This window comes from Chitinophaga filiformis, assembly GCF_021646545.1.
GTDB classification, from domain to species: Bacteria; Bacteroidota; Bacteroidia; order Chitinophagales; family Chitinophagaceae; genus Chitinophaga; species Chitinophaga filiformis_A.
Genome location: NZ_JAKIRP010000013.1, coordinates 196,992 through 211,747, shown reverse-complemented (window position 1 = coordinate 211,747; position 14,756 = coordinate 196,992). Strand labels below are relative to the sequence as shown.

9 protein-coding genes are annotated in these 14,756 nt (G+C 45.3%); 2 read left to right on the top strand and 7 right to left on the bottom strand.

The genetic code is table 11. The features are described from left to right. Positions 1-384 precede the first annotated feature (384 nt). The 7 genes from L3C95_RS26190 to L3C95_RS26160 form a co-directional block, all read right to left on the bottom strand. Positions 385-3,111: a glycoside hydrolase family 78 protein gene (locus tag L3C95_RS26190; RefSeq protein WP_236392364.1), complete on the bottom strand. Its 2,727-nt coding sequence runs from the start codon at positions 3,109-3,111 to the stop codon at positions 385-387. Between the two features lie 405 nt (positions 3,112-3,516). Beyond that, on the bottom strand, positions 3,517-4,257 hold the full coding sequence (locus tag L3C95_RS26185; protein ID WP_236392362.1) for a hypothetical protein: 741 nt from the start codon (positions 4,255-4,257) through the stop codon (positions 3,517-3,519). 322 nt (positions 4,258-4,579) lie between these two features. Next, entirely contained in the window at positions 4,580-5,413 is an 834-nt protein-coding gene (locus L3C95_RS26180; RefSeq protein ID WP_236392360.1) for an aldo/keto reductase, read from the bottom strand. Between the two features lie 10 nt (positions 5,414-5,423). Then, a complete protein-coding gene (locus L3C95_RS26175) occupies positions 5,424-6,770 on the bottom strand; it encodes a TolC family protein (protein ID WP_236392358.1) in 1,347 nt (448 codons plus the stop codon). 6 nt (positions 6,771-6,776) lie between these two features. Beyond that, complete coding sequence (locus tag L3C95_RS26170) at positions 6,777-9,896, bottom strand: efflux RND transporter permease subunit (protein WP_236392355.1); 3,120 nt, start codon at positions 9,894-9,896, stop codon at positions 6,777-6,779. Positions 9,897-9,905: 9 nt separating this feature from the next. Next, a complete protein-coding gene (locus tag L3C95_RS26165) occupies positions 9,906-10,982 on the bottom strand; it encodes an efflux RND transporter periplasmic adaptor subunit (RefSeq protein WP_236392354.1) in 1,077 nt (358 codons plus the stop codon). A 198-nt stretch (positions 10,983-11,180) separates the two neighbouring features. After that, positions 11,181-12,086 (bottom strand): helix-turn-helix domain-containing protein, encoded by a 906-nt coding sequence (locus L3C95_RS26160; RefSeq protein ID WP_236392351.1) that lies wholly within the window; start codon positions 12,084-12,086, stop codon positions 11,181-11,183. Positions 12,087-12,229: 143 nt separating this feature from the next. On the opposite strand from L3C95_RS26160, the gene L3C95_RS26155 reads away from it, so the two are divergent. Next, positions 12,230-14,182 (top strand): M1 family metallopeptidase, encoded by a 1,953-nt coding sequence (locus L3C95_RS26155; RefSeq protein ID WP_236392349.1) that lies wholly within the window; start codon positions 12,230-12,232, stop codon positions 14,180-14,182. A 17-nt stretch (positions 14,183-14,199) separates the two neighbouring features. Further along, positions 14,200-14,673 carry a CYTH domain-containing protein gene (locus tag L3C95_RS26150; protein WP_236392347.1) on the top strand — a complete coding sequence of 158 codons (474 nt, stop codon included), beginning with the start codon at positions 14,200-14,202 and terminating at the stop codon, positions 14,671-14,673. Positions 14,674-14,756 lie beyond the last annotated feature (83 nt).

The following is a 14,756-nucleotide window of genomic DNA, read 5'->3' as shown; positions in this document are numbered from 1 at the left end:
TATCAGCTCTTTATGCTACCTCTTTTTTGGACGAAATACCCTTTTATTATGATTATTTTGGAATGGCGCTTGTATTCTGCGGAATACTTTATGTGTTGACTTGTCTTTTTTTTAGAAGAAATAGGGTTAGATTGTTTAGGTATTTTTTATTTATAGGAGCCGCGTTGGTATTGGTCGGCGTAATTTTATTTCTGAGCTTCTATGGATATGCTTTCTCAACTCCTGAAACTGAAGGTGGATGGTATTTTTAAAGTATTTTATAGTTAAATAACAATGGAAGGACTCTTATAATTTATAAAAAGCTACACAGCCGTTATTAGAAACGACTGTGTGGCTTTTTAATTCGTAGCTTTAACTGACAGACAACTAAGTAACCGAGTCGTCTTACAATGTCGTCGTAAAATGATATTTCCCAGACCCAATTTCCAGCCCCTGCTCCTTATCACCACTAACCATCCGTATGTCCTTTTGCTCACTAACCGCTTTCCCATTTTCCATTATCACACCACCACTTTTCACCGGCATATAAACAGTAGCCGTCGTATTAGCCGGTATCTCCACATCCAGCACAAACTGACCGTTCTGCAATTGCCATGAAGACTTGATCTGCCCATAATAAGTCTGTAAGGTACCAGTCGCCTGTGTAAGAGAACCTCCCGGGCGTGGCCTGATAATAATCTGACGATATCCGGGAGCATCTTCTTTAGTATCAATCCCCGCAGTAACCCGATACATCCAATCACCAATAGCACCGTAAGCATAGTGATTAAATGAGTTCATACCCGCATTTTCAAAGGTATGATCTGGTTTTTGTCCATTCCATCTTTCCCAGATAGTCGTAGCGCCCATTTTAACAGGATACAACCACGAAGGATAGGTATCCTGTAGTAACAGCGTATAAGCCATATCCAGATGCCCAAAACGGCTTAAAACGTGACACAGATATGGTGTACCCAGGAAGCCCGTGGTAAGGTGGTTGTTGTAACTTTTGATGTTCTCCACTAAGCGGTCGGCAGCCTGTTCCCGCAGGTTTTCCGGCAGCATATCAAAATTTAAGGCCAGCACATAAGCTGTCTGCGAGCTGGATACCAGACGACCGTTCGGTGTAACATATTCTTTTAAGAACGCTGCTTTGATGCGTTGCAGCAGGGCTGTATATTCAGTCACGTCAGCTGTTTTACCCAATACCTGTGCTGCATTGATGAGCAGTTGTGTGGAATGGGCATAGAAACATTGTGCGATGAGATATTTGTCAGTGATAGCGGCTCGTCCATCCAGGTCGTCATCGGGGTGGTAAAACAGCCAGTCGCCGAAATGGAAACCCGTGTTCCAGAGGTCCTGCGGACTTTGTTTATGAATATATTCCACCCAGGCTTTCATACTGGGATATTGCTGTTCCAGTGAACGCTTATCTGCATAAGTCAGGTACATGCCCCAGGGAATAATAGTGGCTACGTCCGCCCATCCGGCGGAGCCCATGGATCCTTGTCCAAGCACATTGGGTACAACAAAAGGCACACTACCATCGGCCCGTTGGTCAGCTGCCACGTCTTTCATCCATTTGGCAAAGAAGTTATTCACCTGGCGGTTGTATGCTGCTGTCCTGAAGAACGCCTGGGCGTCGCCTGTCCAGCCAAGCCGTTCGTCGCGTTGGGGACAGTCTGTCGGAACATCCAGGAAGTTGCCGCGCTGGCCCCATTGGATATTGTGTTGCAATTGATTGATCAGCTGATTAGAGCAACTGAATTCGCCGGTGGCAGGCATATCAGAATAGAGCGCGAAGGCGGTAAAGTTATCGGGGCTTAATTCACCGTTAAAGCCAGTTACTTTAACGTAACGGAAGCCCTGGAAAGTGAAGTGAGGCTCAAAAAGCTCGGTACCACTCCCTTTGAAGATGTAGGTGTTTTGCTGTTTGGCTTTACGCAGGTTTTCTGTGTAGAAGTTTCCTTTCTTATCCAGCACCTCTGCATGTTGAAGCACGATACTGTCGCCCGCACGGCCTTTCATCTGTACCTGCACCCATCCCACCAGGTTCTGACCAAAGTCCATCACTTTCTCGCCGGCAGGAGTGGTGAATATCTTTACCGGTTTGAATTGTTCATGCTTTCTCACTGGTTCATTTATAGTGGCGATCAGGTTATCTTTATTGTTGTCAGCGCTCAATTGAACGCCGGACCAGCTGTGGTCATCATAACCGGGTTCAGACCAGCCTTCTTTGTCTTTCCTGGCGTCTATTGTTTCGCCGTTGTAGATCTCAGAATAAAGGATGCCGCCGGTGGATGATTTCCAGCTGTTGTCGGAAACAATCATTTCTTCAGTGCCATCAGTATATTGGATATTTAACTGGAACAGCAGCCCTATTCTCGACCCGAAATGGTTTTTGCTGTTCTCCCAGGCCAGGTAGCCGCTATACCATCCTACGCCCAGTGTAGCCCCAATGGCATTGGCTCCCTGACGAAGCAGTTTGGTTACGTCATATTGCTGGTATTGCAGCCTTTTCCTGTAACTGGTCCATCCGGGAGTGAGGAACGCATCGCCTACCCGCTGACCATTAATACGCGCCTCATACATGCCGCGGGCGGTGATATAGGCGGTAGCGGATTGTATCTTTTTAGCGGTTTGGAATGTTTTACGGAACAGGGGACTAGGACGTGAAATACTATCCTGAGTAAAACCAGGTTCTATCCAGCTGGCTTTCCAGTCGCCAGGTTGCAGTAATCCCATTTGCCAGTCTGCCACGGGACTCCAGGCGGACGCTTGTCCCTTGTCGTCCCATATTCTAACCTGCCAATAGTATTTTTTACCTGAGGTAAGTGGGCTACCTCCATAAGGTACGTGAACAGATTGATCGGAGCTTATTTTACCGCTGTTCCATACCAGTTCCTTGCCCTGGTTCAGCGATTTGGGAGATGCACCGACACGCAGTTCATAGGCTGACTGGCGGATATTCCTCCGGTTACCAGACAACTGCCAGCTAAGCAGGGGCTGAGGTACATCGACACAGGCGGGATTGCTGCGGTTCTCGCAGAGCAGGCTGGTTACCTGCGTTTGCCCAAGGACATTGGCAAAAAAGCTAAAGAAGGCCAGGCACAAAAGCACCAGTTTTTGCATAACGGGAAATTTTGGTTAATAATCTGAAGCTAAATATAAAGAATGGTCATTTTTAACTGTCCTGTACTTTCATAGTGCATATAAAAGATTTTAAGGGGCTGGGACAGCAAGGAGGAAGAGATGATAATAATTCATCAAATAAAAGAACTGCCGGTGGGAGGCCGTCAGTTTACTATAGATCCTTGCTTTATTGTAATATCGGTGATATAGGGGCAAATTCATTTAAAGCGGGTGCTAAGGGAACTGCTTTCACAAAAAAGGGACAGGGAACATCAAAAGGGGGTAGACCAATACTAAAGCCTCGCTGGTAACGAAGGCTCTAGTATTGGTAGTAAATGTGGGGGAGATTAGCTTGCCCACAGTCAGTTTAACGGTCCCACTATTTTATGTGGGGTGCTGTTATTATTAGTAGCGTTTCACCACGCGGAATAGAAAACGTTCAGGTTCACCTTGTACTCCGCCCTCTGCCATTCTCTTCTTCAGCATATCCGATTTCCAATAGGCCATCGCTTTGGCGCTATCTGTCAATGCTGTTACTACGACTACTTTGTGGTTATCGTCTACTTCATGGCCATAAGCCCTTACAGCTATACCATTATCCATCCTATCCTGTTTACCTTGTTCGAAAGCCTTCTGCCAGGCATCCCAGTCTTTCACTGTAAACATTGTGCTGGATCGAAGGTCTGTACTCATCTGAACGGTGTCCTGAAACACCATGTTAACAAAATTGAAAGTCGGGGTCCCCATGACGCCTCCTTTTTTCATGGCTTCTTTAAGGTTTGGTGATTTGCTAAATTCTTTTGCTTTGTCCATATCCTCCACTTTTACAGCAACCAGTATCATATTGGAATCCTTTACGCCACGGCCGATTACATAATTATGTATTCTACTCGCCAGGCGCACGGAGTCATGCGACTCATAGGAGGGCAGCCATTTGTTGTAATCTGCGATCCTGAATTTTACCACCATCATACTTTGAGGTGTTGTAACAACGGTGCCTGTTACAGGCATCTCTTCGGCTGGGGGAACTGTGTCCGTTGCAGTGGAGTCTGTGGTGGTTTTCTCACTGGTGCCGCCAGCGCAGGCGACCAGTAAACCTATCACAGTTGCATAAACGAGTACACATGAGAATCTTAACTGCTTCATCGATTTTGGTTTTAAAAATTAAAAAAAATAGGTAGAAAGGAGGGAGGGGAGCACGTTGATAATGAGTTATGAAGTTAAATTATATTAATTTAATGGCCGAATTTTTTATGTTTTAATAAGAATATTCTTCAAATGGTGTTGACTTAGGCCGCTGACGAGCGAGGTAGATCTTCGCTGTATCGGTGAGTGTAAAACAGAAGGCGTATCAAAAAACTGATATGCCTTCTGTTTATTCGGTACCTGTTGGAAGTTATCATCCTTTAGGCAACTCACATTCTTCATTTGTTGATACCTTCTCTTTTGTGAAGATTTCTCTTGGCTATCAAAAGTTGAAATCCGCCGGGTTAGGGCCCATTCTTAGCCCTTCGTCCATATCATCGAGCTTTTGCATATCAGTCGGCAGGATGTTAAAATGAAACAGATGTGAGTTTGAAATGATTCGATCTCTTCTGATGCTCTTGGGAATGATAACAACGCCTTTCTGTAAGTTCCATCTTAGCAGCAACTGTGCTACTGTTACGTTGTACCGTAGTGCCATTTCCCTGAAAGCGGGAACCTGGAATGCGAAACCGTGCATCAACGGAAACCATGATTCAAACTGTATATCATGCCTGTTACAGAAATCAAGTAGTGACTGCTGTACGAGAAAGGGGTGGAACTCTACCTGGTTGACCATCGGGACGATGGTTGCAGTCTCCATCAGGTCTTCCAGTTGGAACTGAAGGAAGTTGCAGACACCGATAGCCTTTATTCTACCCTCGTTATAAAGTGTTTCCATGGCTTTCCAGGTTTCTTTGTATTTGCCTTTCACGGGCCAGTGCTGAAGGTAAAGATCCAGGTATGATGTACCGAGTCGCTGGAGAGAGTGGTTGAAAGCGCGTATTGTCGAATCGTATCCCTGATCACTATTCCAGATTTTGGACGTGAGAAAGATGTCTTCTCTTGGCGTATTGCTTCTTCTGATGGCCTGGCCCACACCTGTTTCATTAAAGTAAGCCGCAGCAGTATCAATATGCCGGTAACCCGCGTCCAGTGCATAGGTAACCGCATCCTGCACTTCTTTTCCATCTTTTGTTTTATATACGCCAAGACCTATATATGGCATCTTTATTCCATTATGTAGCAAGGCGTACCCGTTAATATCTGTAACTTTCATAAAATATGGTTTATTCAATTGAGCCAGTAATACGGTTCATATTTATTCTGGCAGAGAGGTAGTTAAAAACTGCTTCCAGGTAGTTTGACTGGGCGGTAGTCAGGGCCAGCTCTGCATCTGTTAGTTCGAGTCTTGTTGCAGCACCCCGCTCGTACCGATACTTCGTTAAAACGTAGCTGGTTTCTGCCGTGCTTACAACGTTCTCCTGCGTTTGTATCCTTTGTCTGGTTTCATTTAATGCGGCAGCTATCTCCTGCGTTTGTGTGTGCAGTTTTTCTACAGCTTCTTCGTACTGCAATAGTGATTGTCGTTCCTGCAATTTTGCAATGTTGATCTTTGATCTATGCAGATGTCCCGCAAATAGCGGAATTCGTGTCTGTATACCTACGAAGGAAACAGAAGGCCAATGAGCGTCATGGTATTTGAAACCAGAAGCTTGTGTAAGCAACTGATAGTTCCCGATTGCGTTTACAGCGGGTAGTTTTTCCTTTCTTGCAATTTCCAGATCTTTTCGGGCAGTTGTTTGCCTGAGTGCCAGGAGTTTTAACGCTGGTCTGTTGTTTAAGGCAACATTAAATATCTCACGCTCTGACGGTATTAATTCATGCTCGTCAAAGGCGAGTGTGTCTGTGAGGTGTAAGTCTTCCACTGAGTCGAGGCCGGTGATAACACGTAGTTCCTGTCTGCTTACTTCGATGTAATAGTGAAGACGCAGCAGATCCGGTTCCAGGTTTTTCCAGGAAGTATAGGCCCTCAGCGTATCAACCCTTAGTGCTTTTCCCTGTGCCAGGAGTGACCGGGCATCTTCCAGGGCGCGGACGTTCCTTTCTATGCTTTCTTCCTGCAATTGCAGCCTTTTCGCAAGTACCAGCATTCTCAGGTACACCTGTTTGACCTGGGCTACGATATCCGAGGCTGTGGCTTTATATTGGAGGACGCTTTGTTTTTCAAGCAGTCTGCTTTTTTCCACGCCGGCTTTTGTGGCAGGTTTGTAGAGTGGTACAGCAGCTGTTAGCGAAAAGCTGGCCTGGTCTTTACCTCCAAATCTGCCGTAGCCGATCTTGTCGGAAGCGGGAACAGGACTGGTTTCAAATCCGAAGAACAAAGGTTTTTGAAAGTAGTGATTAACATTGGCATCAAAGTCTACTGACGGGAGTAGTCCGCTACGTACTGTCTGCGTTTCTTCCCTGCTTACAGACAGACTGATGGAATCAACTTTCAATGTCCTGTTGTTGGCGAGTGCCAACCTGATAGACTCGTTTAAGGACAGGTTATATTGTGACTGGCCATGTACGCCCGATAGTAAACCGATGGACAGCAAAATGGCGGTATAAAGCCGCTGATATATTCGAAGCATAAAAAGTTAGTTAATTGTTTCAGATATAATGAGATGTCCCTGCTTATTTTCCTTATCTTTTTTGGGAGTATAGGAGAAATAGGAGTAGATGGCAGGGATGACATACAGGGTAAGAAGGCCTGCGAAAATCAATCCACCTACTACAACAATACCGAGCGACTTGCGGCTTCCTGACGATGCACCCAGCGATAATGCGATGGGTAAAGTGCCGAAGATCATTGCCAGGGTGGTCATCAGGATTGGCCTGAATCTGGAAACGGCTGAATTGATGGCTGCATCGATGGGCGAGGCTCCGTCTTTCCTGGTATGGTTTGCAAATTCTACGATCAGAATCCCGTTTTTGGTAATAAGCCCAATCAGCATGATAATTCCGATCTGGCTGAAGATATTTAATGTCTCATTCGTTATCCATAAGCTGAGTAATGCTCCGGCAAGCGCCATTGGCACGGTTAAAAGGATAATGAATGGATCGCGCAGGCTTTCAAATTGAGCTGCGAGCACAAGATAGATGATGATAATAGCGAAAATGAATGCATAGCTAAGACTGGAACTGCCTTCAGCATAGTCGCGGCTTTGTCCTGCCAGCTCAAATCTGAAGTCCTTCGGCAGCGTACGTTCCTTGATCATCTGCATCTCTTTTACAGCTTCCCCAAGGCTAACGCCCGGCGCCGGTGTGGCAGATATAGTAGCACTGTACGCCTGGTTGTACCTATAGATAGCCGAGGGGCTAACCCCTTCTTTTAATGTTACCAGGTTGTCAAGAGAAACCATTTGTCCGCCGGCAGATTTTACATTGAGTGAGCGAAGATCTGCCGGCGCTGACCGGTCTTTTCTGTCCAGCTGGCCAATCACTTCGTATTGGCGATCGTTGTAAATGTAGTACCCATATCTTCTGCCACTTAATGCAAGCTGCAGGGTGCGGCCGATTTCTTCTGTGGATATTCCCAATTGCGCTGCGCGGGCTCGGTCTATAGAGATGCTCACTTCGGGGCGGTTCACTTTAAAATCGGGGTCCGCAAACATCAGCTTCCTGCTCTGGTATACTTCTGACATCATACCGGGTAAATGTTTTGTAAGGCTATTGATGTCGGGAGCCTGCAGCACAAACTGAACCGGTTGTGTGTTTTCCCCGGTACTGATGGTAGGGAATTGGATCGGGATCATCAGCACATTCCGGAAGCGCCCGGAAGCAGCAACAAGTTTGTCATAGATCTGAGCCTGAGAAAGATGACTTTTTCTTTCTTTTGGTTTGTTGAGAAAGATCCACACAAACCCGGAATTCACTGGCTGTTCGAGATCGCCTACTGCTCCTGCAACCACCGAATAAGAGATATCGCCCATATGATCAGGTATGGAGTCTTTTACCCAGGCGCCGATCTCTTTCATGTAGCCTTCCATGCTCTCAAATGTGGTGCCCTCAGGCGCAATTACGGCTACACCGATCATTGACCGGTCTTCCAACGGAGCCAGCTCTGAAGGTAACTTTGGAAGTAGCCAGAACGCCAGTCCAAAGGAGGAAAGCAGTATAACAAAGGCTATCCATCTCACACGCAAAAAACGTTTAAGAGATCGCTCGTAAAGCGCGTTGAACGCAACAAAGAAGGATTCTGTTTTTTGGTAGAACCAGTTATGCTTTGCATGTGGCTTCAACAGATACGCGCTCATCATTGGCGAAAGCGTCAATGCGACAAATGCGGAAATCATCACGGATCCGGCTACCACTATTGCAAACTCCTTAAATAATTTTCCTGTAACACCACCCAGGAATAAAATTGGGAGAAATACTGCAGCAAGTGTTACGGTAGTAGATATAACTGCGAAGAAAATTTCTTCAGCGCCTTTCTTTGCCGCGTCAAGCGGTTTCATACCTTCTTCCACTTTGCTGTAAATGTTCTCAAGCACTACTATGGCATCGTCTACTACGAGGCCTATAGCCAATACAAGGCCCAACAGTGTAAGTACATTGATAGAGAAGTTGGCAATGTACATGATAAAGAATGCACTGATGATGGACACCGGTATCGCTACAAGGGGAATGATCGTGCTGCGCCAGTCGCGGAGAAAGGCAAATATGATGAGCGACACCAGTATGAAAGCGAGTACCAGGGTTTCTTCCACTTCAGAAAGTGAGTTCCGTACGAGCTCCGTGAAGTCTTTGCCAAGTGTTATTTCATAATCTCTGGGTGCATTTTTTTTGATCTCTTCAAATCGTTTGTTGAATTCATCAACGATTGCCAGTGAATTGGCGCCTCTTTGGGGACTTACGTTAGTTCCGACGCTGTAGTTTGCCTGCCTGCCTTTGTAAATGATCATGGCGGTACGCTCATTCTTTGAAGACATGACGGCTGTTCCTATGTCTCTGAATCGCACGATAGCGCCATTCTTTTGTTCAATGATCATGTTGCTGAAATCTTCTTCAGTAACAAGGCGGCCTTTGGTCTTGAGAGAGACCTCTGTATTATTGCCTTCTACGCGGCCTCCGGGCAGTTCCACGTTCTCGCGTTGAAGCGCTGCCTGGACATCTGCGGGAGTAATTCCGTAGCTGCTCATTTTTACAGGATCCATTCTCAGCCGCATCGCTCTCTTCCTACCCACGTAAGTATTGACGATACGTACACCTGGAATAGACTGCAGTCTTTCCTTAATGTTGGTGTTGACGAAGTCGGTTATATCTTCAAGGCTTTTCGTGCTGCTTTGAACGATCATAAATACCAGTGCTTCCTGCGGTCCTGATTTTTCGACAATGGGTGGCTCAATGTCTGTAGGCAGTTGCATACGTGATTTTGAGACCTTATCCCTGACGTCGTTGGCTGCTGCTTCCAGGTCGGTGTTCAGATTGAATTCTGCCGTAATGATACTGGTCTGTTCCCGCGATACTGATTTAATGCTCCTTATACCGCTTGCTTCAGCTATAGCTTCTTCAAGCGGTCTGGTTACCTGAGAAGCTATTACATCCGGACTTGCACCCGGGTAGACTGTTGTAATAGTAACGACAGGTGAGTCAATGACGGGGTACTCTCTTGTGCCGAGAAAGAAATACCCAACTATGCCGAGTAACAATAATAGTACTGACATAACACCGGCCAGTACCGGTCTTGATATACTGATTTTTGAAAGTGCGCTCATAAACTGGTTTTAGTGAACAGAAATAAATTGTAAGGCTGCGCCGGGAGATAACCTGAGAATATTGCTGGTGATGATGGTATCGCCGGGCTGGAGGCCGGTTGTGACGTGAATGTTGTCTGCATTACGCTCTCCCGTTTGCACAGATTGAAGCTGTGCTTTCCCGTTCCTGGCAATGTATATGCTATAGCCCTGTGCCGACGGAAGGAGTACGTTACCTGGAACCAGCAATGCATTCGCGGCACTATTGAGATCTACTGTGATCCTCGCGCTTTGTCCGGGTATCAGGTCCTGTTCTTTGTTGGTCGCGACAGCTCTGATGAGCAGGTTCCTGGAGTCGCTGTTAAGGCGGGATTCCTGTGCAGTAATATGTGCCTGGTAGGATTTGGGGCTTGATTCCACATGAAAGGTAACGGTCTGTCCCGTTTCAAACTGCCGGCTGTATTTTTCAGGTATGTAGAAGTCTACCTTAATACTGCTGTTATCTTCGAGATTGGCGAGCGGCTGGCCGGGCGTTACAAGTGCCCCCTTATGTACGTTAACCAGGCCTATCCGGCCGCTGAAAGGCGCTCTCAGATACGTTTTACCGATCATTACTTTCAGTTGGGTAATCTGCGCCCGTATAACTTTCAAATTGGTAAATGCCTGATCGTAATCCTGCTGAAGGGCAGCCTGGTGGTCAATGAGGTCTTTCAGCCGTCTTTCGTTTAACAAGGCCAGATGCTCCTGCTGCTCATATTGCTCAAGCTGCGCCAGCAAGTCTGCGTCATCGAGCTTAAATAGCAGCGCTCCTGCAGCAACCTCGCGACCTTCTTCAGCATATACTGTTATAATTTTCCGGCTTAGTTCACTCATGATATTTACTTCCTGCCTGGCCGATAGTGTACCTGATATCTGCATCTGTTCCCGCAGGCTGTCAAATTGCAATACCTTACCATCTACAGGTATGGTGCTGACTGCCGCTGTCTTTGTTTCTTCTTTTTTCTTTTCAGCAGTTGTACTGCATCCTGGCAAATAAATGCCTGCAACAGCCAGTAGTATGATAACTGTAGCTGATGAAGCCCTTGTTGAACTGTGTCTGATTTTCATCTTCGTTTATTTTAAACAATCTAATGGCAATTGAAAGCATAGCGCTGCCAGCCCGGAGAAGTTGTCTTCTCAGGCAAATCAGCCGTTAATAAGGATGATCAGCTAAAATTCAGGTCGGCAGGCGGCAAACAATGCCATACAAAATTACGAAGGATGGTTACCAGACAATTCCCCTAATCAATCAAATCATTACGAAAATCAAATAACCCGGTATTGAGAAGGATTTTGGTTAGTTTTCTTTTTAAAGAAGTTGTTGAAATGTGTAGGTGCCTCGAAACCAAGGCTATAGGCAATCTGGCTCACATTCCAGTCGGTATATTTCAACAGGGATAACGACTCCTGGAGTATCCTGTCACCAATAAGGGTGGAGGTGCTCTTTCCTGTCGTTTCCTTCAATGCTTTATTAAGATGGTTGACGTGTACAGACAGTTGATCGGCAAAATCGCTGGCAGAGCGGAAATGTATCCGTTGACCTGGCGACTCTATTGGAAACTGTCTTTCCAGCAGCTCAGCAAACTGGGAGGAGATGCGGGATGAGGCATCAGCTGCCGTATAAAGGGTGGATGCGGGCTCCATTTTTAAGGCTTCATGGATCAACTCAAATACATAGTTGCGCAGTACTTCATATTTAAAGGCATAATCTGAGGCGATCTCTTCAAGCATTCTGGAGAATATTGAAGAGATCTTTTTCAACTGGGCCGTGTTCAGAAAATAGACGGGTTGTCCGCCTGGCTTGAAGACAGGATAATCATTTAAACGAATGGAAGTGAACCGGCTGAAGAATGATTCTGTGAAGATGCAGATAAACCCTTTTTGGTCTTCGTCCAGCGGCGTCCAACGATAAGGAATATGGGGACTGGAAAATAACAGCGCATTCTTCCGGATATCCACCGTCTTATCTGCGTATTCATATTTATTTTTTCCGATGATCATACTGATTTTATAATATGATTTCCGCGTATAAGGGGAACACCTGTTTTCTATTGGTCCTCCGAAATCTTCCAGCCGGAATACATTAAAGTGCCCAAGGGAAGAAAGGATATTGTCAGGTATGCAGTTCAGCTTTTTCTTATAGAAATCTTCAAGTGTCTCAATATTTTTCATGCCCCGAAATTACGAAAATCAAATATTATATAAAACGATCGCTTAGGCCTTGTCATGTGCTGGCATTTTCGCCCGTCTGTTTTATCTTTACCGTTTCCCGCATGAAGTGGTGTTCTTATTAAATATTCATAACCTAATACAACATGCATAATAGTTTTGTAAGAATTGCAGTAATTATTGCCATCGCTTTTACCAGTCATACAGCGTCTAGTCAATCCAGGTATAATCCGGCGGTACTATTTCCGGCACTTCCCTTATTACCACCCGGCAATGAATACCGTACAGCTACCGGTGAACCAGGCCCCGCTTATTGGCAGAATCAGTCTGATTATGTAATAGATGCAACGCTTGACGATCAGCGAAATGTTATTAAAGGAGTTGCAACGATCACTTATACGAATAATAGTCCACAGGCGCTTTCTTCACTGTGGTTGCAACTGGATCAGAATGTTTATAAGCATAATTCGAGAGGAATTCTGTCGGGATTGTTTCAATATAAAGACCCTGACAAGCAGGTAGCTGATGGCGGATTTCAGATTGAGGATGTAAAGCTTAGTGGTGTTAATACAAGTAATATTACTTATGATATTTATGATACACGAATGAAGTTATCCTTGTCCGAGCCCCTGCTAAAAGGACAGCAAATCACTTTCCGGATACAATATAGTTACCTCTTTCCTGTCAATTACAAGAATGCCGATTTCCAGGTGAACAGAACGGACATTATGCCTTCCGGAAATGGTAATATTTATGCGGTGGCACAGTGGTATCCGAGGATGTGTGTATTGGACGACATAGAGGGTTGGAATACATTACCGTATCTGGGTAATGGGGAGTTTTACCTTGACTTCGGCAATTTCCAGGTAAATATTACGGTGCCTTCATCTTACCTCGTTGAGGCGTCTGGTGATCTGATAAATCCGGAGGAGGTGCTGACCCCTGTTCAGCTGAAACGGTGGCAGTCAGCCCAAAATGGTACGGAGCGTGTATTTATCAGATCGGCAAAAGAGGTATTGGACCTTACATCCAGACCATCGAAGCCTACGTGTACCTGGAAGTTTAAGATGGATCGTACAAGGGATTTTGCCTGGACGGCTTCTAAATCATTCATCTGGGAGGCGTCAACATTCAACGTTGGAAATGGAAAAAAGGTGATGGGAAGTTCCTTATACCCAGTGGAATCAGATAAACCTAACAGCTGGGCAAGATCGGGTGAGTACATCAAATTTACCTTACAACATTTTTCAGAAAAGTGGTTTACTTATCCGTTTAACAAAGCTGTCAATGTTGCATCCAATCTGGATGGCATGGAGTATCCGGGTATCGTGTTCTGTTCGGCCAGAGATACCGGTAATATTTATTGGGCGGTGGTAAATCATGAATTAGGGCATACCTGGTTTCCTATGGTAGTGGGAAGCAATGAGCGTAAGTATGCCTGGATGGACGAGGGGTTCAACCTTTTTATGGACAATATAGCGACGAAGGAATTTAATAAGGGGGAATTCAAGGGATATGCGGAGATTGATATGCCTGTTACGGCTCTTTTTGCGGATTCGTTATTGCCTATTTTAAGCCGTCCGGATATAACGCCTGGTAACCAGGTATATAATATCCAATACCAGAAGGTAGCTTATTTACTGGCCTTACTGCGCAATGAGATTGTTGGCGCTAAACGTTTTGATGCTGCTTTCAGGAAATACATTAATGATTGGGCATATAAGCATCCCACTCCCTGGGATTTTTTCAGAAGTATGAATGCTTCTGTCGGAGAGGACCTGACCTGGTTCTGGAAATCCATGTTTATGGAGAATTTTAAGCTGGATCAAAAGATCGCTAAAGTTGAAGATGGCAGCGGACAAAAGACGCTGGTAACTATTGAGAATATAGAGAGAGCTGCAATGCCACTTGTTGTCGATATTACTTACACCAGCGGCGCACATGAGCGGAGATCATTCCCTGTAGAGATATGGGAATATAATATTGCATATACGTTTGCTGCGGATAAGCGTGAGGCTGTATCCAGGGTTGTTATAGACCCGGATCAGGTTTATCCTGATGTGGACAGGAGCAATAATGTTTATGAAGTTAAAAAATAGTCACACAAATTGATAATATGGCAAAGGAAATTGAAAGAAAATATCTGATTGATGTTGAGAAATGGGAAAAGATTGAGAAGCCCATAGGGCAACACTACCGTCAGGGTTACCTGGTCACGGACCCGCAAAAGACGATACGTGTCCGGCTTACGGATACAAAGGGCTTTTTGACGATAAAGGGAATTTCTGTAGGTGCCACAAGATCGGAGTATGAGTATGAGATACCGATTACTGAAGCGAAGGAATTACTGGATAACTTTTCTATCTCGGAGTTGTCGAAAATCAGGTACAACATTGTGTATAGAGGCATGACGTGGGAAGTGGATGAGTTCCTGGGTGATAATGCGGGGCTTTTTGTGGCTGAAATTGAACTGCAAAGCGAGGATGAAGTTTTTGAACTTCCGGAATGGGTCGGACAAGAAGTTACTGAAGATGATAAATACTATAATTCTAATTTGACAATAAATCCCTATAAGAATTGGAACCGGTAGAACGGAGGTACTGCTTGTATTTCCATTATAATAATTTTACTATTCCTCTTCTCCGTAGCCTGAAGTATAGGGATAAACAGGAC